We start from the raw sequence: 26,221 nt of genomic DNA, 5'->3' as shown, positions 1-26,221 counted from the left end.
GGCCCGCGAGCACCTAGAATGGTCGTTCACCGCTTTCCCATCCGCAAGGAGTTCAGATCCGCATGGCCGTCCACCCCGTCCGGCTCTTCGGTGACCCCGTCCTGAGGACCCCGACCGATCCCGTCACCTCGTTCGACGACAGGCTGGCGCGCACCGTGGCCGACCTCATGGACACAGTCCGGCACGAGGAGGGAGCCGGGTTGGCGGCGCCGCAGATCGGTGTGTCCACCCGGGTGTTCGTCTACACCTGTGGTGGCCGGGAAGGCCACCTGGTCAATCCGGAGTGGGAACCGATCGGTGACGAGAAGACGCACGTCAACGAGGGTTGTCTGTCGATTCCCGGGATCTCGGAGCCCACTGAGCGTTACGCACGTGTCCTCGCGCGTGGCGTGGACGTCAAGGGGGACCCGGTGACCTTCGAGGCGGACGGGATCCTCGCCCGCGCGGTGCAGCACGAGACAGACCACCTCGACGGCATCCTGTTCCTCCAGCGTCTCACCCAGGACCGGCGTCGATCGGCGATGGCCGGGATCCGGGCCTCCGGGTGGTTCGGTAGCGACGCCATCAGCGACGGGGTCGTCTACGACCGGCTCGCCGACGCCATGGCGGTGAGGTGAGCCGTGCGTCTCGTCTTCGCCGGCACCCCGCAGGCGGCGGTCCCGTCACTCGAGGCACTCGTGAGCTGCGACCGTCACGAGGTGGTGGCGGTGGTCTCGCGGCCCGACGCCAGGACCGGTCGTGGCCGGAGTCTGTCCCGTAGTGCCGTGGCGGCTGTCGCCGACGACGCGGGCATCGAGGTCCTCACCCCGCCGAACGCGCGCGACCCGCAGTTCGCCGAGCGGCTCCGCGAACTCGCCCCCGACGCGGTCCCGGTGGTCGCCTACGGGCACCTGGTGCCGCGGCCCGTGCTGGACATCCCCACCCACGGGTGGGTGAACCTCCACTTCTCACTGTTGCCCGCGTGGCGGGGTGCCGCCCCGGTCAACGCCGCGATCGAGGCGGGAGACGAGGTGACCGGGGCCACGACCTTCCTGCTCGACGAGGGGATGGACACCGGTCCGGTCCTGGGGACGATGACCGAGGCGATACGGCCGCGCGACACCGCCGGCGACCTGCTCGGTCGCCTGTCGATGTCCGGCGCGGAGCTGCTCGTGGCCACCCTCGACGCCATCGAGGCGGGGGAGGCACGCGCAGTCCCGCAGCCGACGGACGGTATCTCGCGTGCAGGGAAGATCACCATCGACGACGCGCGCGTGCGCTGGGCTGATCCGGCACTGGCGGTGGATCGTCACATCCGATCCGTGACCCCGGCCCCGGGAGCGTGGACGACGCTCGCCGGGGAACGGGTCAAGATCGGTGCCGCGACTCCGTCTGACGAGGGCACGACCGCCTTGACGCCCGGGCGGATCCGGCTCGACAAGCGGACTCTCCTCGTGGGCACGGCCACCTCTCCGATGGTGCTGGAGGCTGTTCAGCCACCCGGTAAGAAGATGATGAACGCGGTCGACTGGGCGCGCGGTGCCCGGCTCGACGCCGAGGCGGAGTTCGCATGAGCGCCGATGGCGGGCGGGGCCGCGGGCCCGGAGGCGACGGCGGCCCGCGGGGCGGCCGGCAGGGCGGCGGCAGGTCGGGTGGCAGGTCGGGTGGCGGCAGATCGGGCGGGGGGCGACGGGACGCGCCCCGATCCGCAGGCACCCGGCGAGACAGCCGGACACCCCGGCAGATCCGCCCCGATGCCCGGACGGTCGCCCTCGCCGTGATGGCGGCGGTTCGCGAGCGCGCGGCGTACGCGAACCTGCTGCTCCCGTCCGAGCTCAGGAAGGCGCGACTCGACACGCGGGACGCCGCATTGGCGACCGAGCTCACCTACGGCACCCTCCGGACGCAAGGACTGCTCGACCGCATCATCGCGGAGGCGGCCGGTCGGACGGTCGACGAGATCGACCCACCGGTCCTGGATCTGGTGAGGCTGGGCGCCTATCAGTTGTTGTTCACCCGGATCGGGGCGCACGCGGCCGTCGACACGAGTGTGGAGGCGGCGCGGACACTGGGGTTGGGCCGGGCCGGGGCGTTCGTCAACGCAGTGCTGCGCAAGGTCTCCGCGCAGGATCTGGACAGCTGGGTCGAGGTGCTGCGGAAAGACGTGGCCGACCCCGTCGCCCGGCTGGCGGTGGGCACCGCGCACCCGGAGTGGATCGCGCGCGCGTTCGCGGAGTCCCTCGGGGCGGACGCCGGGGAGCTGCCCGAGCTGCTGGCCGCCGATGACGCGCGCCCCAAGGTGCACCTCGCAGCCCTGCCCGGCGCCATCTCCGCCGAGGAACTCGCGCTGGTGACCGGCGGCAGCGAGGGCGTCGTGTCGCCGTACGCGGTCCACCTCGACTCCGGTGATCCCGGTGCCCTCGACGCGGTGAGAGACGGTCTCGCCACGGTGCAGGACGAGGGCAGCCAGGTGGTCGCCCTCGCCGCCTCCCGTGCGCCGCTCGTCGGCGAGGACGGGGGCCGGTGGTTGGATCTGTGCGCCGGCCCCGGGGGCAAGGCCGTGATGCTGGGCGCGTTGGCGGAGATCGAGGGCGCGACGGTGACCGGTGTCGAGGTCTCCGAACACCGGGCCGACCTGGTGCGGGAGGCCACGCGGGACCTGCCGGTGACCGTATTCACCGCGGACGGCCGGGATCCCGGCCTCGAGCCGGGGTTCGATCGGGTCCTCCTCGACGCCCCGTGCTCGGGACTCGGCGCCCTCCGGCGGCGTCCCGAGGCCCGGTGGCGCAAGACCGCCTCAGACATCCCGGGACTGGTGATCCTGCAGCGGGAACTGCTGGAGTCGGCACTGCGACTGGTCCGGCCCGGGGGCGTGGTGCTCTACGCCACGTGTTCCCCCCACCTGTCCGAGACGGTGTCGATGATCCGTGAGGCCGACCGGCGCGGGGATGTCGAACTCCTCGACATCCGCGAGGTCCTCGCGGGGATCGGCGGGACCTCCACCGAGGGCCTCGGAGGCGGACCGTGGGTGCAGCTCTGGCCTCACCGCCACGGCACCGATGCGATGTTCATGGCGGGGTTGCGACGGCTAGGGAACGTCCCCACACCGTCGAAACGAGAGGAGTGACAGTCGACGCCGGCGGGTCCGGGCGCCTGATCGTCCGGCCAGCTGAGAGTCCGGCTCCTCGGAGCCTGGCGACCTGACCGTCCGACCTGGTTCCGGCCGCCGCCCTCGGGCGCCCACTCGCGCGTGCCCGCCTAGACTGACCCGCATGTCGTACCAGCCGCTCATCGCGCCGTCGATCCTGTCCGCCGACTTCGCCTGCCTCGACCGGGAGATCGACCGCATCCCCGCCGCCGACTGGATCCATGTCGACGTGATGGACGGCCACTTCGTGCCCAATCTGTCCTTCGGTGCCCCCGTCGCCAAGGCGGTCGGGAGGGTCACCGACAAGCCGATGGACTGTCACCTCATGATCACCGACCCGCTGCGGTGGGTGGGTGACTACGTCGATGCCGGCGCGGCCAGCGTGACCTTCCACGTGGAGGCCACCGACGATCCGGAGGCCGTCGCGGAGCTGCTGCACTCGCGCGGGTGCCGGGCGGGCATCTCCATCAAGCCGGGCACTGCGGTGGAGCCGTACCTCGACCTGCTCGCGCACGTGGACATGGTTCTGGTGATGAGCGTCGAGCCCGGGTTCGGGGGACAGTCGTTCATGCCCGAGGTGCTCGACAAGGTTCGCACGCTGCGCGCCGAGATCGACCGGCGCGGGCTCGACGTGCTGATCCAGATCGACGGTGGGATCGATTCGAACACGATCGGGGACGCGGCCGCCGCGGGCTGTGACGTCTTCGTCGCCGGGTCCGCCGTCTACGGCGCGCCCGACCCCGACGGCATGATCGAGACCCTGCGCGCGGGGGCCGCGGCCGCGCGGGCGTGACGATGAGAAGCGCGCCCGACGGTGGACGGCGCCGCCGCGAGCGCGAGGCCCTGGCCGACGCGCTCGCACTGTCGCGATCCGCGCTCGGGGTCAGCACCCCCAACCCCCCGGTGGGCGCCGTGGTTCTCGATGCCCAGGGTGACGCGGTCGGCCGCGGGGCGACCGAGCCGCCCGGGGGCCGGCACGCCGAGGTCGTCGCCCTCGACGAGGCCGGAGAGCGGGCCCGGGGCGGCACACTCGTGGTGACCCTCGAACCCTGCGACCACCAGGGCCGCACCGGTCCCTGTTCCGCGCGGGCCCTCGCCGCGGGCGTCGCACGGGTCGTCTACGCCGTGTCGGATCCGAACCCTCTCGCGGCCGGTGGGGCCGCGACGTTGCGGCGGGCCGGGGTGGAGGTGGTCCGGGCCGACGACGACGAGGTGGCCGCCGCCGAACAGGGTCCACTCAGGGCATGGCTGCACCGCCAGCGCACGGGCCGGCCGTACGTCACCTGGAAGTACGCGGCCACCCTCGACGGCCGGGTGGCCGCGGCCGACGGCACCAGCCGATGGATCACGGGTCCCGATTCACGACGCCACGTGCACGGGCGGCGGCAGGAGATCGACGTCGTCGTCGTCGGCTCGGGCACCTGCACCGCCGACGACCCCTCGCTCACCGCCCGGTCGGACGACGGGTCACCCACCGACCGGCAACCCCTCCGTGCGGTGATGGGACTGACCGCGGTGCCCCCGGACGCGGCCGTGCGGGGCACCGACGGCCGGTTCCGGCATCTCGCCACGCGCGACCCGGCGGACGCGCTCGCGATGCTCGGCGACGTCCAGCACGTCCTGGTTGAGGGCGGACCCCGGCTGGCCGGCGCGTTCCTCTCCGCCGGGCTCGTCGACGAGGTCGAGGCCTACCTCGCGCCCCTGGTACTGGGCGGCGGCCGGTCCGCCGTCGAGGAGGCCGGTGTCGGCACACTCTCCGACGCCCACGGTTTCGAGGTCTGCGAGACCGCGGTGCTGGGCCAGGACGTCTATCTCCGCATGATGAGACGAACCGGATGACCGGATGACCCGAATGACCACACCCACGAGAGGACCGCTCTGATGTTCACCGGAATCGTCGAGGAACTCGGCACGCTGGACTCCGTCGACACGGTGGGGGACTCCGCGCGTCTGCGGATCCTCGGACCGCTCGTCACGTCCGACGCCGGTCACGGCGACTCGATCTCCGTCAACGGCGTCTGCCTCACCGTCACCGAGTTCACCCCCGGGGTGGGATTCGACGCCGACGTGATGGCCGAGACCCTCGACCGCACCGCCCTGGGTGCGCTGCGTCCCGGGGATCCGGTGAACCTGGAGCGCGCGATGCGCGCGGACGCACGCTTCGGAGGTCACATCGTCCAGGGGCACGTCGACGGTACCGGCGCCCTGATCAGCAGGACCGAGCACGCCAGGTGGCACGTGCTGCGCCTGTCGATGCCGCCGGAGCTGTCCCGCTACGTGGTCGAGAAGGGATCCATCACGGTGTCGGGGACCTCGCTCACGGTGTCAGCGGTCAGTCCGCTCGGGCAGCGGGAGCCGTGGTTCGAGGTCTCGCTCATCCCCACCACGCTGGAGGACACGATCCTCGGTGGTCTGCCCCGGGGAGGCCGGGTCAACCTGGAGGTCGACGTCCTGGCCAAGTACGTCGAGCGTCTCCTGGGAGGACGCGGTGACCGGACCGGGTGAGCGGATGCGCCATACTTGTGGCCGTGCCCGCGGACGCCGCCCGGGTGTGATGAGTACCGAGGAGAACCCGCAGCAGTGACCACCTTCGACGGCATCGACCGCGCCATCGCCGACATCGCGGCGGGACGAGCCGTCGTCGTGGTGGACAGCGAGGACCGGGAGAACGAGGGCGACCTGATCTTCGCCGCCGAACTCGCGACTCCCGAGCTGATGGGTTTCCTCGTCCGGTACTCCTCCGGATACGTGTGCGTGACCCTCGAGGCCGAGGACTGCCTGCGCCTCGATCTCCCGCCGATGCGGGCCATCAACGAGGACCGGCACGACACCGCCTATACGGTCACCGTGGACGCCCGCGCCGGTGTCTCGACCGGGATCTCCGCCGCGGACAGGGCGCGCACGGCCCGCATGCTGGCCTCCGCCGACACCGTTCCCGGAGACTTCACACGGCCCGGCCACGTGGTACCGCTGCGCGCGCGGCCCGGCGGCGTACTCACCCGGCCCGGCCACACGGAGGCCGCGGTCGACCTCGCTCGTCTCGCCGGCCTGCGCCCGGCGGGGGTGATCTGCGAGATCGTCTCCGAGGACGACCCGACCACCATGGCCCGGACCCCGGAGCTCCGACGCTTCGCCGACGAGCACGGGCTCGCGCTCATCACGATCGAGGCGCTGCAGGACTGGCGCCGCGCGCACGAGGTGCAGGTGGTGCACGAGGCGGCCGCCCGGATCCCCACCCCGGCCGGGACGATGACCGCGCACGGGTACCGCGACGTCATCCAGGGCGTCGAACACGTGGCCATGGTCGCCGGTGACGTCTCGGGCGGGGAGCCGGTGTCGGTCCGCGTCCACTCCGAGTGCCTCACCGGGGACGTCTTCCACTCGCTGCGCTGCGATTGCGGTCCACAGCTCGACGCGGCCGTCGCCTCGGTGTGTGAGGAGGGCCGCGGGGTGGTCCTCTACATGAGGGGTCACGAGGGCCGGGGGATCGGCCTGGTGCAGAAGCTCCGCGCCTATCAGTTGCAGGACGACGGCCGCGACACCGTGGACGCCAACCTGGACCTCGGCCTTCCCGCCGACGCCCGGGACTTCAGCCTGGCCGCGCAGATGCTGCGGGATCTCGGGGTGACGCGGGTGCGTCTGATGACCAACAATCCCGCCAAGGCCGACGCCCTCCGTGCCGGCGGCGTCGAGGTGGTCTCACGGGTTCCCATGCCCACCGCGGTGACCCCGGAGAACCTCCGCTACCTGCGGACCAAGCGGGACCGGATGGGCCATCTGCTCGAGGGCCTGGACGACGGCGCCGACCTGGACGCGAACGTCCCGGAGACGAACGCCACCGACACGAACGGAGAGGATCGCCGATGAGCGGCACCGGTAGGCCGGAGTTGGTGATCCCCGACGCCCGCGGTCTGCGGCTGGGCGTCGTGGCCTCCACCTGGCACGACGAGATCTGCGCGCAACTCATGAAGCGCGCACTCGCGGTGGCCGAGGCCTCCGGAGCGATCGTGTCCGTCGCCCGCGTCACGGGGGCCGTGGAGCTCCCGGTGGTCGCACAGGAGCTCGCGAGGTCCCACGACGCCGTGGTGGCGCTCGGGGTGGTCATCCGGGGCTCCACACCGCATTTCGACTACGTCTGTCGCTCGGTGACCGACGGCCTGACCCGGATCGCGCTCGACGAGGCCACGCCGGTGGCCCACGGGGTACTCACCACGGAGAACGAGGCCCAGGCCCGGGATCGTGACGGACACGAGGGCGCCGCGGAGGACAAGGGCGGCGAGGCGGTGGCGGCCGCACTCGGCGCGGCCGTCACCCTGCGCGACCTCCGGGCGGGGCGATGACCGATCACCGGGATCCCGAGCACCGGCATTTCGAGCATCGCCCACGGCGTCTCCGGATCGCCGTGATCGTGCTGGCGGCCCTCATCGTCCTCGCGCACGTCCTCTGGGCCGTCCTGCTGGTCCGTGACGACACCGGGGTCACGATCGGTGTCGCCGACCAGCTCGCCTTCGTGATGATCGGCCTGATCTTCGCCGGCGTCCTGCTCACCCTTCTCAGGATCAGGGTGCGGGTGGGTGAACAGGGGGTCGAGGTCCGCGGGCCCCTGCGGACCCGGCAGTGGGGCTGGCCGGACATCGTGGGGATCACGTTCCCCCGGTCCAGCATGTGGCCGCGACTCGAACTGCCCGCCTACGAACACGTCGGCATCTGGGCCATCCTGACGGTCGACGGGCAGGAGGCGGTCGACGCCATGGGCTCCCTGCGCGAGACGATCCGCCGGTACAAGCCCTCGGCCGCCGATCCCGAGACCGTCGCCGACCGCTGAGGCGTCGTGGCCGATCCCCGCACGTACCGTCCGTCACCCGGCTCCATCCCCACCGAGCCGGGGGTCTACCGCTTCCGCGACGACCAGGGTCGCGTCATCTACGTGGGCAAGGCCAAGAACCTACGCAGCCGGGTCAGTTCGTACTTCGCCGACCTCACCCTGCTCCACCCGCGTACCCGGCAGATGGTCACCGCAGCGGCGGGCGTCCAGTGGACCGTCGTCTCCACCGAGGTGGAGGCGCTCCAACTGGAGTACACGTGGATCAAGAAATACGATCCCCGCTTCAACGTGCGGTACCGGGACGACAAGACCTACCCCCTCCTGGCGGTGACGGTGGGGGAGGAGTTCCCCCGCGCGTTCGTCTACCGCGGACCGCGACGGGCCGGGACCCGGTACTTCGGTCCCTATTCCCACGCGTGGGCGATCCGGGACACGCTCGACACCCTCCAACGGGTCTTTCCGGTGAGATCGTGCACGGCCGGGGTGTTCAGGCGACAGGCCCAGCTGGGCCGTCCCTGTCTGCTCGGGTACATCGACAAGTGCGCCGCACCCTGCATCGGACGGGTGTCGGCCGAGGAACACCGCCGGATCGTCGACGAACTCTGCGACTTCCTCGCCGGACGCACCGACGTCATCATGAAGCGGATCGAGGCGCGGATGCTCGAGGCGTCCGAGGACCTGGACTTCGAGCGTGCGGCCCGGCTCCGGGACGACCTCGGCGCGATGAGACGGGCCATGGAGAAGCAGGCCGTCGTCCTGGGTGACGGGACCGACGCCGACGTCGTGGGCGTCGAGGTCGACGAACTGGAGGTGTCCGTCCAGGTCTTCCACGTCCGGAGCGGGCGCATCCGGGGCCAACGCGGCTGGGTGGTCGAGCACGCGCACGGGGTGGACGCCGACGGCCGGTTCGACCCGGCGCTCGCCGTCCCCGGCGTCGTCTCCGACTACCTCGCCCAGTTCTACGGCGGAGAGGCCGAGTTGGCCGGGGCCACCGAGTCCGGCGCCGACCTCGCTGCCGCCGTGCCCCGGGAGGTGTTGGTGCCGGCGCTGCCCGACGACGCGGACGAGCTCGCCGACTGGCTCTCCACCCTGCGTGGATCACGCGTGTCGCTACGGATACCGCAACGGGGCGACAAGAGGGCGCTGGCGGAGACGGTCCGCCGTAACGCGGTGGAGGCCCTGACCCAGCACAAGCTGCGCCGCAGTGGCGATCTGACCGCACGCTCGGCCGCCCTGCAGGAGATCCAGGAGACCCTGGAACTCGACACGGCACCGCTCCGGATCGAGTGCGTGGACATCTCGCACACCCAGGGCACCGACGTCATGGCCTCCCTGGTGGTGTTCGAGGACGGGCTGCCCCGCAAGAGCGACTACCGCCTCTACCGGATCCGCGAGGCGGCCGGCGACGGTCACTCCGACGACGTCGCGAGCATCGCCGAGGTGACCCGCCGACGGTTCCGGCGGCACCACGAGGAGCCGGTGGTGACACCGGACGACGCCGACGGGCCCGTCGACGACCGGGCCGACGCGGGTGAGGGGGCGGCCGGCAGATCCGCGCCCACCCGCCGCTTCGCCTACCCGCCCCAGCTCTTCGTCGTCGACGGCGGCCGACCCCAGGTGGAGGCGGCCGCCGAGGTCCTGTCCGAACTGGGCGTCAACGACGTCCCGGTGATCGGCATCGCCAAACGTCTCGAGGAGATCTGGCTGCCCGGAGAGGAGTACCCGGTCATCTTCCCCCGGCACGGCGAGGGACTGTTCCTGCTGCAACGACTCCGCGACGAAGCGCACCGTTTCGCGATCCGGGCCCACCGGGGAGCCAGATCCCGACGGATGACGACGTCGATCCTCGACGACGTGCCCGGGCTCGGACCCTCACGCCGGGCGGCGCTGCTGGAGAAGTTCCCCACCGTCTCGGCACTCCGCGCCGCCGGAGTGGACGACCTCTGCGCGGTCCCCGGGATAGGCCCCGGGGTCGCGGCGGCGATCCGCGCGACCCTGGGATCCCCGGACGCCCCGCCCGCGGACCAACCGGGTACGGACGGGGGACGGGCGGACATGGGAGACTCGGACCGTGAGGTCGACGACCGGACGAGCGACTCGAGGTGAACCATGGACGTGAACGATGAGGGACGCGAACTCCTACTCATCTGTGGGATGTCCGGTGCGGGCAAGGGCACGGCGTCGAAGGTGCTCGAGGAGTTCGGCTGGTACGTCGTGGACAACCTCCCGCTCCGTTTCGTCGGGGAGCTGGTGGATCGTCTCGCCGAGGCCCGCGAGGAACCCAGGAGGTTCGCGATCGTCGCGGACGTCCGCAGCCTGGGATTCGACGAGCACATCGGAGAACTGCTCGGGCGCTTCGACGGCCGCCCCGAGGCGAGGATCCTCTTCCTGGACGCCTCGGACGAGGCCCTGGTCAAGCGGTTCAACAACGTCCGGCGATCCCACCCGTTGCAGTCGGGGGACGGGCTGATCGACGGGATCCAACGGGAGCGCAAGGTGTTGGAGGGGATTCGCGGACGCGCGGACGTGGTGGTCGACACCACCTCGTTGAGCGTCCACGATCTCCGGCACCGACTCGAGAAGCCGTTCGGCGACCTGGGATTCGATTTCCACCTCACCGTCGAGTCCTTCGGCTTCAAGTACGGGGTGCCGGTCGACGTGGACATGCTGCTCGACATGCGGTTCCTGCCCAACCCGCACTGGATTCCCGAACTCCAGGCGCACACCGGCCGCGAGAAGCCGGTCCAGGACTACGTCCTGGCGGATCCGTCGATCGAGGAGTACCTGCGCGCAGCGGTCTCGATGATCGGCCTGGCGATGACCGGGTATCGCCGGGAGGGCAAGCGGTACATGACCATCGCCGTGGGGTGCACCGGGGGCAAACACCGCAGCGTCGCGATCTCCGAATCACTGGCCGGGAGACTGTCCGGCCTCGACTCCGTCGACGTCCACGTCCGCCACCGTGATCTCGGACGAGAGTGATCGGATGACACGTCAGAGCACGGCGGGGGCGCCGGATCGGCTGGGGTCGCTCGTTGCCCTGGGCGGGGGCCACGGGTTGTCCGCCACCCTCCGCGCCGGGCGTATGGTCGCCGAGCACGTGACCGCGGTGGTGACCGTGGCGGACGACGGTGGGTCCTCCGGGCGACTCCGTCGCGAACTCGACATCCTGCCGCCCGGCGACCTCCGGATGGCGCTGTGCGCACTCGCGGCCGATGACGACGAGCACGCTCAGCTGACCAGTCTGTTCCAGCACCGCTACGGGGGGACCGGGGCGCTGGCGGGACACGCCGTGGGCAACCTCGTCTTCGCCGGATTCTGGGAACTGCTCGGGGACCCCGTCGAGGCGCTCGACGCCGTCGGGGCGATGCTCGGGGTGACCGGACGGGTGCTCCCCATGTCGCCGGTCGCCCTGGACATCGCCGCGGAGGTCGTCGGACTGGAAGCCGATCCCCGCGTGGTGCGCACGATCATCGGCCAGGTCGCGGTGGCCACCACGCCCGGCAGTGTGCGCCGGGTGCGGCTCATCCCCGCCGACCCGCCCGTGGCGGACGGCGTCGTGGAGGCGATCGAGGCGGCGGACATGGTCGTGCTGGGACCGGGCTCGTGGTTCACGAGCGTCATACCGAACGTGTTGGTCCCGGACATCGCCTCCGCGTTGGCCCGCACGTCCGCGACCAGGGCGCTCGTGCTCAACCTGGCGCCGCAGGTCGGTGAGACCGCCGGGTTCTCCGCGGAGCAGCATCTCCACGTGTTGCGCCAGCACGCTCCCGCGGTCGACGTGGACGTGGTGCTGGTGGACCCGCGGATGCCACTGAGCGACACCGAACGTGAACACCTCGACCGGGCGGCGGCGGGTCTGGGGGCGCGGGTCATGGTGGCGGACATCGCCCGGACAGCACCGGATGGGACGATGAAGCCCGTGCACGACCCCGCTCTGCTCGCCCGGGCGCTCGCCGCCACGGTGACGGCGGGGGCCGACGGATGACCGGAGAACGAAGGAGCAGGGCGTGTCACTGACCGCGCAGGTCAAGTCCGAACTGGTGAGAGTCCCGGTGGGGAACGCGGAGACCAGGAAGGCGGAGATCGCCTCACTCCTGCGTTTCGCGGGCACCCTCCAGGTCCTCTCGGGCCGCCTCGTGATCGAGGCGGAGGTCGATTCGGGCGAGATCGCCGAGCGACTGTCCGGCGAACTCGACTCGCTGTTCTCCGTGCCCTGCGAGATCCACCCGATCGGGGGAAGCGGCGGCAAGCCGGCCCGGAAGTTCGTCCTCCGGGTGATCGACCGGGGAGCGGACCTGACCCGCCAACTCGGACTGGTCGACGCCGCCGGCCGCACCGTCAGGGGATTGCCCGCCGCCGTCGTCGGGGGATCCGTGGCGGCGGCGGAGGCTTCGTGGCGGGGGGCGTTCCTCGCCCACGGTTCCCTCACCAAACCCGGGCGGTCGTCGGCGTTGGAGGTGACCGCGCCCGGAGCGGAGGCCGCGATGGCCCTGGTGGGCGCGGCGCGTCGCCTCGGGGTGGCGGCCAAGGCCCGCGAGGTCCGTGGTGGTGACCGGGTCGTGATCCGCGACGGGGAGGCGATCGGCATCCTGCTCGCGCGGATGGGGGCGTCCGCGACCAGGGACATCTGGGAGGAGCGGCGGTCCCGCGGAGAGGTACGGGCGACCGCCAACCGACTCGCCAACTTCGACGACGCCAATCTCCGCAGGTCGGCCCGGGCAGCGGTCGCGGCGGCCGCCCGCGTCCAGCGAGCGCTCGAGATCCTGGCCGAGGACGTGCCCGACCACCTGCTGGCCGCGGGCGAGCTGCGCGTCCAACACCGTCAGTCCTCCCTCGAGGAACTGGGCCAGCTCGCCGACCCCCCGATGACCAAGGACGCGGTGGCCGGTCGGATCCGCCGTCTGTTGTCCATGGCCGACCGCAAAGCGGCCGATCTGGGTATCCCGGACACCGAATCCGTCGTGACCGAGGACATGCTCGACGAAGACTGATCCGCGGCCTGTGGACCCTGCACAGCCCCCACCTGGGGCGGGTAGTCTGGGTCACGCCCCGGGCACCACCGGCGCCCCTCGAGGTTCTTTCTCGCACCACCTATAAGGAGACATCACGTGACCGTGCGCGTAGGCATCAACGGATTCGGACGTATCGGCCGCAACTTCTACCGCGCGGTGGAGGCGCTGAAGGCCGAGGGCAAGACGGATATCGAGATCGTGGCCGTCAACGACCTCACCACGAACGACATGCTCGCTCATCTGCTCAAGTACGACTCCATCCTCGGTCGCCTCGGCAAGGACGTGACGTTCGACGACGAATCCATCACGGTCGGTGGGGCCAGGATGGGCGCGCTCGCGGTCAAGGAAGGCCCCTCCGCCGTGCCGTGGGGCGACTACGACGTCGACGTCGTGGTGGAGTCCACCGGCATCTTCACCTCCGCCGAGAAGGCCCGCGGTCACCTCGAGGGCGGCGCGAAGAAGGTCATCATCTCCGCTCCGGCCTCGGGCGAGGACATCACGATCGTCATGGGTGTCAACGACGACCAGTACGACGGCTCGCAGACGATCATCTCCAACGCGTCCTGCACGACCAACTGTCTCGCGCCGGTGGCCAAGGTCCTGTCCGACGAGTTCGGGATCGTCAAGGGACTCATGACCACGATCCACGCCTACACCCAGGACCAGAACCTCCAGGACGCCCCCCACAAGGACCCGCGTCGTGCCCGTGCCGCCGGGATCAACATGGTGCCCACCTCCACGGGCGCCGCCAAGGCCGTCTCGCTCGTCCTGCCCGAGCTCAAGGGCAAGTTCGACGGGTACGCCGTGCGGGTCCCGCTGCCCACCGGCTCGCTCACCGACCTCACCGTCGAGCTCGAGAAGAAGGCCTCCGTCGAGGAGGTCAACGCCGCGATCAAGGCGGCCGCCGAGGGCCCGATGAAGGGGATCCTCAAGTACACCGAGGACCCGATCGTCTCGTCGGACATCGTGACCGACCCGCACTCCTCGATCTTCGACGCCCAGTTGACCAAGGCCATCGACGGTCAGATCAAGATCGCCTCCTGGTACGACAACGAGTGGGGCTACTCCAACCGCCTCGCCGACCTCGTCGGCCTGGTCGGCAAGTCGCTGTAAGAGCCCTCGGGCCTGACGACCCAGCACCACACCGGGCCCGGTCCGGGAACGCCCAGAGCGTCCCCCGGCCGGGCCCGCTGTACATGAGTCCTCACCACCGCTTCCGGACCGCGCCACCGCATCCGGACCACACCATCACCGTCCACCCGACAGGAGCCCCACCCCATGGCAGTGCGCACCCTCCACGACCTGCTGGACACCGGCGTCGAAGGTCGCAAGATCCTCGTCCGCTGCGACCTCAACGTCCCGCTCGACGGATCGACCATCACCGACTCCGGCCGCATATCGGCCTCACTGCCCACTCTGAACGCGTTGCTCGACGCCGGTGCCGCGCTGGTGATCACGGCTCACCTCGGTCGGCCGAAGGGTGAGCCGGATCCCGCGCTCTCCCTGGCCCCTGTCGCGGAGAAGCTGGGCGAGGAGCTCGGTCGATACGTTCAGCTGGCAGGTGACGTGGTGGGCCCCGATGCCCGTGAGCGCGCCAACGGACTGACCGACGGCGACGTGCTCCTGATCGAGAACATCCGCTTCGACCCGCGGGAGACCAGCAAGGACCCCGCGGAGCGTGCCGCGCTGGCGGCGGACCTGGCGAGCCTCGTCGGCGAGGACGGGGCGTTCGTCTCCAACGGGTTCGGTGTGGTCCATCGCGCGCAGGCCTCGGTCTGTGACATCGCCGAGGTCCTCCCCGCCTACGCCGGTGATCTGGTGCAGAGCGAGGTCGAGGTCCTCGCCGGCCTGACGGGCGACACCGCGCGCCCCTACGCCGTGGTCCTCGGCGGGTCCAAGGTCTCGGACAAGCTCGCGGTGATCGAGGCGCTCGCCCCCAAGGTCGACACGCTGGTCATCGGTGGCGGCATGTGCTTCACCTTCCTCGCCGCCCAGGGGCACGGCGTCGGATCCTCTCTCCTCCAGGAGGAGATGATCGACACCTGCAAGGACCTGCTCGACAGGTTCGCCGACGTGATCACCCTGCCGGTCGACGTGGTGGCGGCCGACGGGTTCGCCGCCGACGCCGGGCACACCACGGTGCCGACCGACGCGATCCCCGACGGCACGATGGGACTCGACATCGGACCGGCGTCCGTGGCCCTGTTCACCGAGAAGCTGTCCGCCGCCAAGACCATCTTCTGGAACGGCCCGATGGGGGTGTTCGAGTTCGAGGCGTTCTCGGCCGGCACCCGGGGCGTCGCCGAGGCGATCATCGCCGCCACCCGTGACGGTGCGTTCTCCGTGGTGGGGGGCGGCGACTCCGCCGCGGCCGTCCGGACACTCGGACTCGGCGAGGAGAACTTCTCCCACATCTCGACAGGGGGCGGGGCCTCACTCGAGTATCTCGAGGGCAAGGAGCTCCCGGGGGTCACCGCCCTCGAACGCAGCAACTGATCCGCTACCGCCTACGCACAGGAGAGAACATGGCACGCACCCCGCTCATCGCCGGAAACTGGAAGATGAATCTCAACCACCTCGAGGCGATCGCCCTCGTCCAGAAGGTGGCCTTCGCCCTGCCCGAGAAGTACCTCGAGAAGGTGGAGGTGGCCTTCATCCCCCCGTTCACCGACATCCGCGGCGTCCAGATCGTCATCGAGGGGGACAAGCTCGGATTCGCCTACGGTGCACAGGACGTGTCGGTCCACGAGTCCGGCGCGTACACCGGTGAGATCTCGGCGGGGATGCTCGCGAAGCTGGGGTGCACCTACGTCGTGGTGGGGCACTCCGAGCGGCGCGAGTACCATTCCGAGACCGACGAGTTGGTGGCCGCCAAGGCCGCCGCGTGCCACAGGCACGGCCTGAGCCCGATCGTCTGCGTGGGGGAGAAGCTGGAGATCCGCGAGGCCGGCGACCATGTCGGCGTGGTCGTGGAGCAGCTCAAGGGATCACTGGCGGGCCTGAGCACCGAGCAGCTCGCCTCCACCGTCATCGCCTACGAACCCGTGTGGGCCATCGGGACGGGCAAGACCGCCTCGGCCGAGGACGCGCAGGAGGTCTGCGCGGCCATCCGCGCGGCACTGGCCGAGCTGTCCGATCCCGGGACCGCGGATCAGATGCGTGTGCTCTACGGCGGCAGCGTCAACGCCTCCACCGTCGGTGAGCTCCTCGAGCAGCCCGACGTCGACGGCGGTCTCGTGGGCGGGTCGTCGCTCAAGCCCGACGAGTTCGCCCAGTTGTCCGCCATCGCCGCGGGCGGCCCGCTGCCCTGAGCCCGGCGGCGCGCCCGGATTCACCCTGGAGATGCCAGCGGGTAGTCTGGACCAGTCGTCCTCCGACCACCCCGAACCGACGTAAGGCCCGATCCGTACATGAAGCTCGCCCTGGACATCTTCCTCCTCGCCACCAGCCTGCTGTTGATGCTGTTCATCCTGCTGCACCGCGGTAAGGGAGGCGGCCTGTCCTCGCTGTTCGGCGGCGGGGTCCAGTCCAGCCTCTCCGGGTCGAGCGTGGTGGAGCGCAACCTCGACCGCGTGACCGTGGTCGTCGCCATCCTCTGGCTCATCGCGATCGTCGCGGTCGGTCTCCTAGTCCGCTTCGGCTGACGTCGTCCGACCCGCGCGCCACACGGCGCGGCCACACGGGGTGCGCCCTCCACGAGGAGGAGCGCACCCCGTCGTCGCTGAGCCCGATCGTCGCTGAGCCCGGTCGTCGCTGGAACCCGAGGATCAGTCCAGGGCCGACGCCGCGCCCTCGTCCAGGTGATAGGTCGTGGACTCGGCACCCACCGCGCCGGCCACCGGCCAGTCCGACGGTGACGCGCCGCCGAGCCCCTTCGCGACGGCCTCCGCCTTGCCCTCTCCCGCGGCGATCACCAGCACGTGCCGCGAGCGGCGAACCGCGGGGAGGGTGAACGTCAGCCGCTCGGGAGGAGGCTTGGGGCAGTCACGGACCCCGACGACCAACCGCTCAGTCTCGGCGACCGCGGGGGTGTGCGGGAAGATCGAGTCGACGTGGCCCTCCGGACCCATTCCCAGAATGGTCACGTCGAAGATCGGCTGTTCTCCGTCGGGGACGTCGAGTGCCTCGAGGAAGCGGGCGGCGGCGGCGTCGACATCGTCCTCCTGGTCGGTCCGGGCGGGCCAGCGGTGCACCGTGGGACGGTCCCCCAGTGAGTCGAGCAGGGCCTCGTCCAGCTGCCCGTCGTTACGTTCCGGGTGGTCGGCGGGAACGAAGCGCTCGTCCCCGAAGTAGATCGTGACCCGGTCCCAGTCCACGGTCTCCCCGGCGAGGGCGGCCGCGGTCGTGATCCCGACCGACCCCCCGGTGAGGGACAGGGTGGCCCGGCCGGCGGCGGCGATACGCGCCGAGAGGAGCTCCGCGGCGGCCCGGGCCGCCGCCGAGGCCAGCGCCTCCGAATCGGGGTGGACAACGTGGGTGAGGTTCGTCATCGGTTCTCCTGACGTCGTGGTTCTCGGTGTACCGGGACCCGGGCCCTGCTCAGCGCACGGATGCCGAGGTGTAGATCACCCGATCGTGGCTCGCCAGGGCGTCGGCGTACACACCGTCGGTGTCCATGCGGCGGAGCTCCTCGGCGAGGCAGTCCGCCACGCTCCGCTTCACCAGTGTCACCCGTGTGGGGGCCTGGCCGGTGATGCGCAGCTCCGCGGAGGTGGGGCTCACCTGTTCGATGACGATCGATCCGGAGGCACGCTCCAGGACCACCATGCGCGGCCCCACCGCACGGTGGACGTCGATCCCCAGGCGGGAGGCGAGCCACCCGCCGGCGAGGTCCACGGACGCGGCCCGCTCGGGCCCACACACCGTGGCCCCGGTGATCCTCTCGAACGGGGGGCGGTCCAGGGTCGCGGCCAGGAGCGAGCGCCAGTGCGTCACCCTGGCCCAGGCCAGATCGGTGTCACCGGGGGAATAACCGGCCGCCCGCTTGGCCAGCGCGTCCGTCGGATGCCCCTCGGCATCGGAGTCCACGATCCGCCGCCGCGCCAGACGGCCGACCTTGTCCTCCGCCAACAGTGTCGGCGAATGCCTGGGCCACCACACCGCGAGCGGGGTGTCGGGCAGGAGCAGCGGGGTGACCAACGAGGCCGACTGCGACGCCATAGCCCCCGATGTCCGGAGCACCACGACCTCGGCCGCCCCCGCATCCCCCCCGACACGGATCTGACCGTCGAGCCGGTCAGCCCTGGCGCGGTTGCCACGGATCACGACGATGACACGACAGGGGTGCTCGCGGCTGGCGTCGTTGGCGGCCTCGATCGCGGACTCGCTGCCGCCGACGTGATCGGTGAGGACGATGAGCGTGAGCACCCGGCCGATCGTGCTCAGTCCCGCGTCCTCGCGGATCTGCACGAGCTTCTTGGAGATCTCGCGGGTCGAGGTGTCGGGCAGGTCGATGATCACGGTCGCCTCCATGCGCGGCCACTGCGGGCCAGGATCTCGTCGGCACCACGCGGGCCCCACGTCCCGGCCTGGTACTGCTCCGGGGTACCCCCGGCAGCCCACGCGTCGAGGACGGGATCGAGCAGCATCCAGCTCAACTCCACCTCCCGCGAGACCGGGAAGAGCGACGGCTCACCCAGCAGGACGTCCAGGATCAGCCGCTCGTAGGCCTCGGGGGACGATTCGGTGAACGCCTCGCCGTACGCGAAGTCCATGTTGACATCGCGGACCTCCATCGCCGTCCCGGGCACCTTGGAGCCGAATCGCAGTGTCACGCCCTCGTCCGGCTGCACCCGGATCACCAGGGCGTTCTGCCCGAGTTCCTGGGTCATGGTCGCGTCGAAGGGCAGGTGCGGCGCGCGGCGGAAGACCACCGCGATCTCCGTCACGCGACGGCCCAGGCGCTTGCCGGTGCGCAGGTAGAACGGGACGCCGGCCCAGCGTCTGTTGTGGACCTCGAGGGTGATCGCGGCGTAGGTCTCGGTGGCCGAGGACGGATCGTAACCCTCCTCGTCCTTGAGCCCCACCACCTGCTCGGAGCCCTGCCAGCCGCCGGAGTACTGGCCCCGGGCCGCGGTCTCGGAGATCGGGAGCGCGAGTGAGGTGGACTCGAGGACCTTGGTCTTCTCCGCCCGTAGCGCGGCGGCGGAGAAGTCCGTGGGTTCCTCCATGGCCACCAGCGCCATGAGTTGGATGAGGTGGTTCTGGATGACGTCGCGTGCCGCCCCGATGCCGTCGTAGTACCCGGCGCGGCCGCCGAGTCCGATGTCCTCGGCCATCGTGATCTGGACGTGGTCGACGTGATTGGCGTTCCACACCGGTTCGAAGAGCTGGTTGGCGAAGCGCAGGGCGAGGATGTTCTGGACCGTCTCCTTGCCCAGATAGTGATCGATGCGGAACACCGAGTCCTCGGGGAAGACGGCGCCCACCACCGCGTTGAGCTCGCGAGCACTCGCCAGATCGTGGCCGAAGGGCTTCTCGATCACCACGCGGCGCCACGAGCCGTCGACCGATCTGGTGCACCCGGTGCGGTCGAGGTGCCGACAGACCGTGGGGAAGTCGTCGGGGGGGACGGACAGATAGAACGCGTAGTTCCCGGCCGTGCCCCGTTCGGACTCCAGGGCGGTCAGCTGCTGCGCGAGGTGATCGAAGCCCTCGTCGTCGTCGAAGGTCCCGGTGACGAATCGCAGTCCCGCCGCCAGTCGCTCCCACACGTCCTCGCGGAACGGGGTACGGCACCGCTCCCGCGCGTGGTCACGGGCGAATTCGGCGAACTCGGCGTGGGTCCAGCGGCGTCGACCGAAGCCGATGAGACAGAATCCCGGCGGGAGCAGCCCCCGGTTCGCGAGGTCGTAGACGGCGGGGATGAGCTTCTTCTTGGAGAGGTCACCCGTGACGCCGAAGATGACCAGACCGGACGGGCCGGCGATCCGGGGCAGGCGGCGGTCCCGAGGATCGCGCAGCGGGTTGGCCGATCCCTCCGGCCCGCCGACGGTGTCGCCGACGGCGGGGGAGGACCGACCGGCCGGTTCTGTCACGACCCCGAGGGGATCTCGTCGATCCGCGCGGTGACCGTGGCGATCAGGTCGTCCCACGCGCTGACGAACTTGCTCACGCCCTGCCGCTCGAGCAACGCGAAGACCTCGTCGAGGTCGATCCCCTCCGCGCGCAGCGCCTCGAGGGCCTGCCGGGACGCCTCTCCGGTGCCCCGGACCGTGTCCCCCTCCAGCTGGCCGTGGTCGGCGAACGCCTCCATCGTCGCGAAGGGCATCGTGTTGACGGTGCCGTGGGTGACCAGGCCGCTCACGTAGAGGGTGTCCGGGTAGGCGGGATCCTTGACCCCGGTGGACGCCCAGAGCAACCGCTGGGGGCGGGCACCCCGTGCGGCCAGATCGCCGAACCGACCGTCGGCGGCGTAGACCTCGTCGTACACGTCCTGACACAACCGCGCGTTGGCGAGTCCCGCCGTGCCCCGCAAGGGGGAGTCGCCGGGCAGGCGGGAGTCGATCTCGGTGTCGAGGCGGCTGACGAACACCGAGGCCACCGAGTGGATGCGGGACAGATCGTGACCGGCGTCGGCAGCTCTCTCCAGTCCCGACAGGTACGCCTCCGCGACCGCGCGGTACTGGTCGGCCGAGAAGATGAGGGTCACGTTGACATCGATCCCTCGCCCGATCACCTCCGTGATCGCGGGCAACCCCGCCGAGGTGGCCGGGATCTTGATCATGAGGTTGGGCCGGTCGACCACGTCCGAGAGTTCGACGGCCTGGGCCACCGTGCCCTCGGTGTCCTCCGCCAGCCGGGGATCGACCTCCAGCGAGACGCGTCCGTCGACCCCGTCGGTGGCCTCGAACACGCCGGCCAGGAGGTCGCAGGCGTCCCGCACATCGGCGGTGGTGAGCGAGCGCACGACGGAATCGACGTCCCTGTCCGCCCGGACCGCCTCGGCGAGCGCGGACTCGTAGGCCGAGGAGTCGGCCAGCGCGGCCTGGAAGATCGCGGGATTGGTGGTGACTCCCACGACCGAGTAGGTCGACATCCGCTCCTCGAGCTCCCCGGAGGTGAGGAGCTGGCGTGACAGATCGTCCAGCCAGACCGAGACGCCGGCGGCGCTCAGTGCGGCGAGATTGGCGTTGGTCATGATGACTCCCCGGTGACGGCCGCGAGGGATTCGCGGGCGGCGGTGACCACGGCGTCGGCGGTGATCCCGAACTCGGTGTACAAGGTCTGGTAAGGGGCGGAGGCACCGAAGTGTTCCAGCGACACCGCCCTGCCCGCGTCGCCGAGGAAGCGGTACCACGGCATCGCGATCCCGGCCTCCACACTCACCCGGGCGCGGACCGAGCGGGGGAGGACCGACTCGCGGTACTCCGCGTCCTGCTGGTCGAAGAACTCGATACACGGCATGGACACGACCCGGGTCGCGACGCCCTCCGCCTCGAGGACCTCCCGCGCCTCGACCGCCAGGTGCACCTCGGACCCGGTGCCCATGAGGATCACCTCGGGGGACCCGGTCGATGCCTCGGCGATCACGTAGCCGCCGCGTTCCACACCCTGCCGGGCCGACTCCGCCGTGCCCTCGAGAACGGGGATGTCCTGCCGGGTCAGACAGAGCCCCTTGGGGCCGTCGAGGGCGACGAGCATCGCGCGCCACGCGGCCGCCGTCTCGTTGGCGTCCGCCGGACGCAGGACGGCCAGCCCGGGAATGGCCCGCAGTGCCGCGAGTTGTTCGACCGGCTGGTGGGTGGGGCCGTCCTCGCCGAGTCCGATCGAATCATGGGTCCAGACGTAGTAGGCGTTGCTGCCCTGGAGGGCGGCGAGCCGGACGGCGGGACGCATGTACTCGCTGAAGATGAGGAAGGTCCCGCCGTAGGGCCGGGTCGGGCCGTGCAGGGCGATCCCGTTGAGGATCGCTCCCATGGCGTGTTCGCGGACGCCGAAGTGGAGGTTGCGACCGTACGGGGACGCCGTCCACGTCCCGGTCGAGATGGACGGGGGGCCGAAGGAGTCGGCCCCCTCGATCTGGGTGTTGTTGGAACCGGCGAGGTCGGCCGACCCGCCCCACAGCTCCGGGAGGGTCCCGGCGAGCGCCTGGATCGCCTTGGCCGACGCCTTGCGGGTGGCGACACCCTTGGGGTCGGCCTCCCACCTCGGGAGGTCGGCGTCCCACCCCTCGGGCAGCTGGCCGGAGTAGAGCCTGTCGAAGAGGTCCTTCGCCCCGGGGTTCGCCTCGGCCCACGCGTGGAACATGTCGCTCCACTGCGCGTGGACGCGGGCGCCCCGGTCACGCGCGGCGCGGGTGTGGGCGATCACCTCGTCGTCGACGGTGAACGGCTCGGTGCCACCCATGCCGAGGGCCTCCTTGACCGCGTCCACCTCGGCCTGTCCGAGCGCCGAACCGTGCGAGGCGCCCGTGTTCATCTTGGTGGGGGCGGGGTAGGCGATCACCGTGCGCAGGACGATGATCGACGGCTTGTCCGTGACCGCGCGCGCGTCCGCGATCGCGTCCTCGATGGCCTCGATGTCCTCACCACCGTGGACCGTCTGGACGTGCCAGCCGTATGCCTCGTAGCGGGCGGCCACGTCCTCGGTGAAGGCGATCTGGGTGTCGTCCTCGATCGAGATCTTGTTGTCGTCGTAGATCGCGATGAGGTTCCCGAGCTGCTGGGTCCCCGCCAGAGAGCAGGCCTCGGCGGTCACGCCTTCTTGGACGTCGCCGTCCGAGGCGACCACGTAGACGAAGTGGTCGAAGGGGCTCTTCCCGGCCGGGGCGTCCGGGTCGAACAGGCCCCGCTCGTACCGGGCGGCCATGGCCATGCCCACGGCGGAGGCCAGACCCTGACCGAGCGGCCCGGTGGTGATCTCCACCCCGTCGGTGTGGTTCCACTCGGGATGCCCCGGGGTCTTGGAGCCCCAGGTGCGCAGCGCCTTGAGGTCCTCGAGCTCCAGGCCGAAACCGGCGAGGTACAGCTGGATGTACTGGGTGAGCGACGTGTGGCCACAGGACAGGACGAAGCGGTCCCGCCCCACCCACTTAGGGTCCGACGGGTCGTGGCGCATCACCCGCTGGTAGAGCGTGTAGGCCAGGGGCGCCAGGCTCATGGCCGTGCCCGGGTGACCGCTGCCGCAGTTCTGCACGGCCTCGGCGGCCAGGACACGCGCGGTGTCGACCGCCCGGGTGTCCAGTTCTGTCCAGTCCGACGGGTGGCGGGCGGTGGTGAGCTCGGTGATCTCCGACGCGCTGGTCACTTGTGGTTCTCCCGGGTCGAGGGTGCGGCGCGGATCCGCGCGGATGTCGTGGACCACCTTAGTGGTCAGACTCGCCCGGGGTCGGGCGGTCCCCGCCCCCGCTCTTTCGCGGAGCGTGCAGGGGGGACGTAGTATCGGCCGGGTAGTGCGTTGACATCTGCTGCGAGGAGTTCCGGTGCACGATTCCACCCCGACCCGGAGTGGGGGGCCGTCCGTCTCCCCTCCAGAGTCCTCGGGGCGGCCGGCTCCGGCGAGCGGGAGCGCCCGCGCAGCCGATGTGGTGATGTCGTACATCGCCCTCACCAAACCGCGCGTCATCGAGTTGCTCCTGGTCGCCGCCATCCCCGCGATGTTGCAGGCCGACCGCGGGCAGGTCCACCTAGGACTCGTGTTGCTGACACTGGTCGGCGGGTGGCTGGGCGCCGCCAGCGCCAACACCCTCAACATGGTGGTCGACGCCGATATCGACAAGGTCATGAAGCGGACCGAGCGGCGCCCCCTGGCCCGCCACGCCGTGACCCCACGAGCCGCGCTGGTCTTCGGTCTGGTGCTCGGCGCGTCCAGCATGCTCTGGCTGGGTCTCCTGGCGCAGAGCTGGCTGGCCGCCGCGTTCATCCTGGCCACGATCTGCTTCTACGTCTTCGTCTACACGATGGTCCTCAAGCGACGCACCGCCCAGAACGTGGTGTGGGGTGGCGCCGCCGGCTGCATGCCCGTGCTCGTGTCCTGGGCGGTGATCACCGACCACCTCCCCGAGGGCCAGCCGCACAACTGGTGGCAGGCGATCGTCCTGTTCCTCATCATCTTCTTCTGGACCCCGCCCCACACCTGGGCTCTCGCGATGCGGTACAAGGAGGACTACAAGGCGGCCGGCGTACCGATGCTGCCGGTGGTGATGTCGGCCGAAGGCGTCACCCGGCGGATCACCCTCTACACCTGGGCCACCGTTCTGTGCACCTTCGCACTGATCCCCGCAGCGGGGTGGATCTACGCGGTGGGCGCGGTCGGCTTCGGAGTGTGGTTCATCGTGATGGCGCACCGCCTCGAGGCCGGTGTCCGTCGAGGTGTCGAGGTCAAACCCCTCAAGCTGTTCATCCTGTCGAACAACTACCTGGCCGCGGTCTTCGTGGCCCTGTCCGTCGACGCGGTTCTGGGCCTCGAGACCCTGTCGGGCGCGTTCGCACTGTTCTGACCGTCGCCGGCAGAGGTCGTCTGCCCGTCACCGTGAGGGGTCGAGCGTGATCGACCCCGTGGTGCGCCGGGCCTGCAGGGCGCGGTGTGCCTGCGCCGCCTCGGTGAGCCCGAAGGTCGCACCGACCTCCAGGACGAGCGAACCGCCCACCAGACCCTCCATCACCTCCGCCGCGCGTTCGCGGTACTCCTCCGTGGTCGCGATGAAGTCTCCGAGCGAGGGTCGGGTCAGGAACACCGAGCCGGCCGCGTTGAGCCGCTGCGGATCCACCGGGGGTACCGGACCGCTCGCCGCGCCGAACAGGACCAGGGTTCCGCGTCGCGCGAGTGACGCCAGACTCGTGTCGAAGGTGTCCCGCCCGACCCCGTCGAACACCACCTCCACACCACCGCCGGACAGTTCGCGGATCCTCTCGGGCGTGGCCTCCGGATAGAGCAGCACCCGGTGCGCCCCCAGATCCCTGCAGATCTGGGCTTTCGACTCGGTCGAGGTGGTGGTGATCACCTGGTACCCCCGCGCCACCGCCATCTGGATGAGGAGCTGACCCACCCCTCCGGCGCCGGCGGTGATCAAGACGGTGTCCCCGCCGTGCGCACGATGGGTGTCGGTGATCAGGTAATGGGCCGTGAGTCCCTGGAGCAGCATCGACGCGGCGACACCGTCGGGCACCTCATCGGGGACCGTGACCAGTGCGTCGGCCGGACCCACCACGTACTGGGCGTAGGAACCGGGGATCTGACACCACGCCACCCGGTCCCCGGCCACGAGGTCGGGCGTGCCCTCGCCGACCCACTCGACGATCCCGGCCCCTTCGCTTCCCGGGATATACGGCAACGAAGCCTGGTAGACGCCCTCCCGGAAATAGGTGTCGATGAAGTTGACGCCGACGGCGGTGGTCCGGACGAGTACCTCTCCCGGACCCGGCGAGGGCGTCTCAACCTCGACCGGCCGTAGGACGTCGGGGCCACCGTGTTCTGAGATCCGGATCGCACGCATGCTCCCAGTATCCGGGGCGGCCGGGGGCGGCGCAGCCCGGATGTCGCCGAGCCATATGGCAGCTCCCCGGGAGCGGCAGGCGGTCGAGGGGAGCGGAGGCGATAAGGTACCACCATGAGCCTGCAGATCCTTTCCCAGTACGCCGGGGGACCGCGAGCCCGGGCGACCGGTCGGTCCGCCGTCACCATCGGCGAGTCCGGCGCCGTGTCGGAACCAGATCAGGCACCCGCCGCCGTCGACGAGACGCCAGCCGCCGTCGACGAGGCTGTTGCCGCGGATGAGGCCGCAGCACAGTCCGGGGACGCACCCGCAGTGGACGCCGCGCAGGAGACCGCCGACAGCTCGCCGCCGGACGGGCCGGCGGCCTCCGGAACCGTTCCCGCCGAGGCGACCGGGTCTCCCTCCGGCGGACTGAGCCTGGGACGCCGCGCCCCCAAGGCCCCGGGCGGCGGCGCATCGTCCCTGCACGGCTCGCGGATCACGGAGATCGAGGGGAGCGGGACTCCCGCCCCGGCGAGCTCGGCCGCACCCGCCGACGCACCCGCGCCCGCCGCCGGCTCTGCGCCCGAGGCGGGCGCGTCAGACACCTCGGATGACGAGGCGAAGACCCCGGCCACGAAGTCCACAATCTCGGAGCCCACCGTCTCGGAGCCCACCGTCTCGGAGCCCACCGTCTCGGAGCCCGCGGCCGAGGGCGGCACCGCCGCACCCGCCGGGGCGGCCTGACGCTCGGTGGCCGTACGACGGCCAAGGCCCCGGGCGGAAAGTCCGCCGGCTCGCTGGTCCTGGGCGGCGGCGCGGGGGCCGCCGCCGCCTCC

The 26,221-nt window shown here is 70.9% G+C and carries 25 protein-coding genes; 19 read left to right on the top strand and 6 right to left on the bottom strand.

Annotated features, from left to right (window positions below; all coding sequences use genetic code 11):
* The first annotated feature begins 62 nt into the window (after positions 1-62).
* The 17 genes from def to secG all read left to right on the top strand — a co-directional run bounded on the left by def (position 63) and on the right by secG (position 16,611).
* Positions 63-617 carry a peptide deformylase gene (gene def, locus CT688_RS08340; RefSeq protein ID WP_107756520.1) on the top strand — a complete coding sequence of 185 codons (555 nt, stop codon included), beginning with the start codon at positions 63-65 and terminating at the stop codon, positions 615-617.
* A gap of 3 nt (positions 618-620) precedes the next feature.
* On the top strand, positions 621-1,553 hold the full coding sequence (gene fmt, locus CT688_RS08335; RefSeq protein WP_107756519.1) for a methionyl-tRNA formyltransferase: 933 nt from the start codon (positions 621-623) through the stop codon (positions 1,551-1,553).
* Entirely contained in the window at positions 1,550-3,106 is a 1,557-nt protein-coding gene (locus CT688_RS08330; RefSeq protein WP_107756518.1) for an RsmB/NOP family class I SAM-dependent RNA methyltransferase, read from the top strand. Before fmt ends, CT688_RS08330 begins: the two co-directional genes overlap by 4 nt.
* A gap of 145 nt (positions 3,107-3,251) precedes the next feature.
* Positions 3,252-3,920, top strand: coding sequence for a ribulose-phosphate 3-epimerase (rpe, locus tag CT688_RS08325; protein ID WP_107756517.1), 669 nt, complete (start codon positions 3,252-3,254; stop codon positions 3,918-3,920).
* A gap of 2 nt (positions 3,921-3,922) precedes the next feature.
* The gene (gene ribD / locus CT688_RS08320; RefSeq protein ID WP_107758093.1) at positions 3,923-4,966 is read left to right on the top strand and encodes a bifunctional diaminohydroxyphosphoribosylaminopyrimidine deaminase/5-amino-6-(5-phosphoribosylamino)uracil reductase RibD; all 1,044 of its coding nucleotides are present in this window, start codon (positions 3,923-3,925) and stop codon (positions 4,964-4,966) included.
* Between the two features lie 42 nt (positions 4,967-5,008).
* The gene (locus CT688_RS08315) at positions 5,009-5,632 is read left to right on the top strand and encodes a riboflavin synthase (protein WP_107756516.1); all 624 of its coding nucleotides are present in this window, start codon (positions 5,009-5,011) and stop codon (positions 5,630-5,632) included.
* Between the two features lie 75 nt (positions 5,633-5,707).
* Positions 5,708-6,994, top strand: coding sequence for a bifunctional 3,4-dihydroxy-2-butanone-4-phosphate synthase/GTP cyclohydrolase II (locus CT688_RS08310; protein WP_107756515.1), 1,287 nt, complete (start codon positions 5,708-5,710; stop codon positions 6,992-6,994).
* Entirely contained in the window at positions 6,991-7,467 is a 477-nt protein-coding gene (ribH, locus tag CT688_RS08305; protein ID WP_107756514.1) for a 6,7-dimethyl-8-ribityllumazine synthase, read from the top strand. Before CT688_RS08310 ends, ribH begins: the two co-directional genes overlap by 4 nt.
* Positions 7,464-7,952: a PH domain-containing protein gene (locus tag CT688_RS08300; protein ID WP_107756513.1), complete on the top strand. Its 489-nt coding sequence runs from the start codon at positions 7,464-7,466 to the stop codon at positions 7,950-7,952. The genes ribH and CT688_RS08300 overlap by 4 nt, the downstream gene beginning before the upstream one ends.
* A gap of 6 nt (positions 7,953-7,958) precedes the next feature.
* Complete coding sequence (gene uvrC / locus CT688_RS08295) at positions 7,959-10,058, top strand: excinuclease ABC subunit UvrC (protein ID WP_107756512.1); 2,100 nt, start codon at positions 7,959-7,961, stop codon at positions 10,056-10,058.
* A gap of 3 nt (positions 10,059-10,061) precedes the next feature.
* Complete coding sequence (gene rapZ / locus CT688_RS08290) at positions 10,062-10,934, top strand: RNase adapter RapZ (RefSeq protein WP_107756511.1); 873 nt, start codon at positions 10,062-10,064, stop codon at positions 10,932-10,934.
* Between the two features lie 4 nt (positions 10,935-10,938).
* The gene (yvcK, locus tag CT688_RS08285; RefSeq protein WP_107758092.1) at positions 10,939-11,940 is read left to right on the top strand and encodes a uridine diphosphate-N-acetylglucosamine-binding protein YvcK; all 1,002 of its coding nucleotides are present in this window, start codon (positions 10,939-10,941) and stop codon (positions 11,938-11,940) included.
* Between the two features lie 22 nt (positions 11,941-11,962).
* Positions 11,963-12,946 (top strand): DNA-binding protein WhiA, encoded by a 984-nt coding sequence (whiA, locus tag CT688_RS08280; protein ID WP_107756510.1) that lies wholly within the window; start codon positions 11,963-11,965, stop codon positions 12,944-12,946.
* Between the two features lie 117 nt (positions 12,947-13,063).
* A complete protein-coding gene (gene gap / locus CT688_RS08275) occupies positions 13,064-14,080 on the top strand; it encodes a type I glyceraldehyde-3-phosphate dehydrogenase (protein ID WP_107756509.1) in 1,017 nt (338 codons plus the stop codon).
* Between the two features lie 165 nt (positions 14,081-14,245).
* Positions 14,246-15,463, top strand: coding sequence for a phosphoglycerate kinase (gene pgk, locus CT688_RS08270; RefSeq protein WP_107756508.1), 1,218 nt, complete (start codon positions 14,246-14,248; stop codon positions 15,461-15,463).
* Between the two features lie 29 nt (positions 15,464-15,492).
* On the top strand, positions 15,493-16,278 hold the full coding sequence (gene tpiA, locus CT688_RS08265) for a triose-phosphate isomerase (protein WP_107756507.1): 786 nt from the start codon (positions 15,493-15,495) through the stop codon (positions 16,276-16,278).
* 99 nt (positions 16,279-16,377) lie between these two features.
* Positions 16,378-16,611: a preprotein translocase subunit SecG gene (gene secG / locus CT688_RS08260; RefSeq protein ID WP_017836820.1), complete on the top strand. Its 234-nt coding sequence runs from the start codon at positions 16,378-16,380 to the stop codon at positions 16,609-16,611.
* A 123-nt stretch (positions 16,612-16,734) separates the two neighbouring features.
* Here the strand turns inward: secG and pgl are convergent, their stop codons facing one another.
* The 5 genes from pgl to tkt form a co-directional block, all read right to left on the bottom strand.
* Positions 16,735-17,457: a 6-phosphogluconolactonase gene (pgl, locus tag CT688_RS08255; RefSeq protein ID WP_107756506.1), complete on the bottom strand. Its 723-nt coding sequence runs from the start codon at positions 17,455-17,457 to the stop codon at positions 16,735-16,737.
* 49 nt (positions 17,458-17,506) lie between these two features.
* On the bottom strand, positions 17,507-18,427 hold the full coding sequence (locus CT688_RS08250; RefSeq protein WP_370446343.1) for a glucose-6-phosphate dehydrogenase assembly protein OpcA: 921 nt from the start codon (positions 18,425-18,427) through the stop codon (positions 17,507-17,509).
* Positions 18,424-19,929, bottom strand: a complete 1,506-nt coding sequence (zwf, locus tag CT688_RS08245) for a glucose-6-phosphate dehydrogenase (protein ID WP_107758091.1) — start codon at positions 19,927-19,929, stop codon at positions 18,424-18,426. The genes CT688_RS08250 and zwf overlap by 4 nt, the downstream gene beginning before the upstream one ends.
* A 71-nt stretch (positions 19,930-20,000) precedes the next feature.
* Positions 20,001-21,107: a transaldolase gene (tal, locus tag CT688_RS08240; RefSeq protein WP_107756504.1), complete on the bottom strand. Its 1,107-nt coding sequence runs from the start codon at positions 21,105-21,107 to the stop codon at positions 20,001-20,003.
* Entirely contained in the window at positions 21,104-23,215 is a 2,112-nt protein-coding gene (tkt, locus tag CT688_RS08235; protein WP_107756503.1) for a transketolase, read from the bottom strand. Before tkt ends, tal begins: the two co-directional genes overlap by 4 nt.
* A gap of 160 nt (positions 23,216-23,375) precedes the next feature.
* Here tkt and CT688_RS08230 point away from each other — a divergent pair, with 160 nt between their 5' ends.
* Complete coding sequence (locus CT688_RS08230; protein WP_194305681.1) at positions 23,376-24,407, top strand: heme o synthase; 1,032 nt, start codon at positions 23,376-23,378, stop codon at positions 24,405-24,407.
* 27 nt (positions 24,408-24,434) lie between these two features.
* On the opposite strand, the gene CT688_RS08225 is transcribed toward CT688_RS08230, so the two are convergent.
* Positions 24,435-25,403, bottom strand: coding sequence for a quinone oxidoreductase (locus CT688_RS08225; RefSeq protein WP_107756501.1), 969 nt, complete (start codon positions 25,401-25,403; stop codon positions 24,435-24,437).
* A 114-nt stretch (positions 25,404-25,517) separates the two neighbouring features.
* Between CT688_RS08225 and CT688_RS08220 the strand changes: the two genes are divergently transcribed.
* A complete protein-coding gene (locus tag CT688_RS08220; protein WP_107756500.1) occupies positions 25,518-26,129 on the top strand; it encodes a hypothetical protein in 612 nt (203 codons plus the stop codon).
* The last annotated feature ends 92 nt before the right edge of the window (positions 26,130-26,221 follow it).

This window comes from Dietzia sp. JS16-p6b (assembly GCF_003052165.1).
Taxonomy (GTDB): Bacteria; Actinomycetota; Actinomycetes; order Mycobacteriales; family Mycobacteriaceae; genus Dietzia.
This window is presented reverse-complemented; position numbering and strand designations above follow the sequence as displayed.

Excerpts from the sequence above, each read along its gene's own strand:
- pgl (WP_107756506.1), bottom strand. The coding sequence starts at position 17,457 with ATGACGAACCTCACCCACGTTGTCCACCCCGATTCGGAGGCGCTGGCC.
- pgk (WP_107756508.1), top strand. The coding sequence starts at position 14,246 with ATGGCAGTGCGCACCCTCCACGACCTGCTGGACACCGGCGTCGAAGGT.
- CT688_RS08315 (WP_107756516.1), top strand. The coding sequence starts at position 5,009 with ATGTTCACCGGAATCGTCGAGGAACTCGGCACGCTGGACTCCGTCGAC.
- CT688_RS08225 (WP_107756501.1), bottom strand. The coding sequence starts at position 25,403 with ATGCGTGCGATCCGGATCTCAGAACACGGTGGCCCCGACGTCCTACGG.
- yvcK (WP_107758092.1), top strand. The coding sequence starts at position 10,939 with ATGACACGTCAGAGCACGGCGGGGGCGCCGGATCGGCTGGGGTCGCTC.
- def (WP_107756520.1), top strand. The coding sequence starts at position 63 with ATGGCCGTCCACCCCGTCCGGCTCTTCGGTGACCCCGTCCTGAGGACC.
- ribD (WP_107758093.1), top strand. The coding sequence starts at position 3,923 with ATGAGAAGCGCGCCCGACGGTGGACGGCGCCGCCGCGAGCGCGAGGCC.
- CT688_RS08220 (WP_107756500.1), top strand. The coding sequence starts at position 25,518 with ATGAGCCTGCAGATCCTTTCCCAGTACGCCGGGGGACCGCGAGCCCGG.
- rpe (WP_107756517.1), top strand. The coding sequence starts at position 3,252 with ATGTCGTACCAGCCGCTCATCGCGCCGTCGATCCTGTCCGCCGACTTC.
- CT688_RS08330 (WP_107756518.1), top strand. The coding sequence starts at position 1,550 with ATGAGCGCCGATGGCGGGCGGGGCCGCGGGCCCGGAGGCGACGGCGGC.
- tal (WP_107756504.1), bottom strand. The coding sequence starts at position 21,107 with ATGACCAACGCCAATCTCGCCGCACTGAGCGCCGCCGGCGTCTCGGTC.
- tpiA (WP_107756507.1), top strand. The coding sequence starts at position 15,493 with ATGGCACGCACCCCGCTCATCGCCGGAAACTGGAAGATGAATCTCAAC.
- CT688_RS08300 (WP_107756513.1), top strand. The coding sequence starts at position 7,464 with ATGACCGATCACCGGGATCCCGAGCACCGGCATTTCGAGCATCGCCCA.
- secG (WP_017836820.1), top strand. The coding sequence starts at position 16,378 with ATGAAGCTCGCCCTGGACATCTTCCTCCTCGCCACCAGCCTGCTGTTG.
- ribH (WP_107756514.1), top strand. The coding sequence starts at position 6,991 with ATGAGCGGCACCGGTAGGCCGGAGTTGGTGATCCCCGACGCCCGCGGT.
- rapZ (WP_107756511.1), top strand. The coding sequence starts at position 10,062 with ATGGACGTGAACGATGAGGGACGCGAACTCCTACTCATCTGTGGGATG.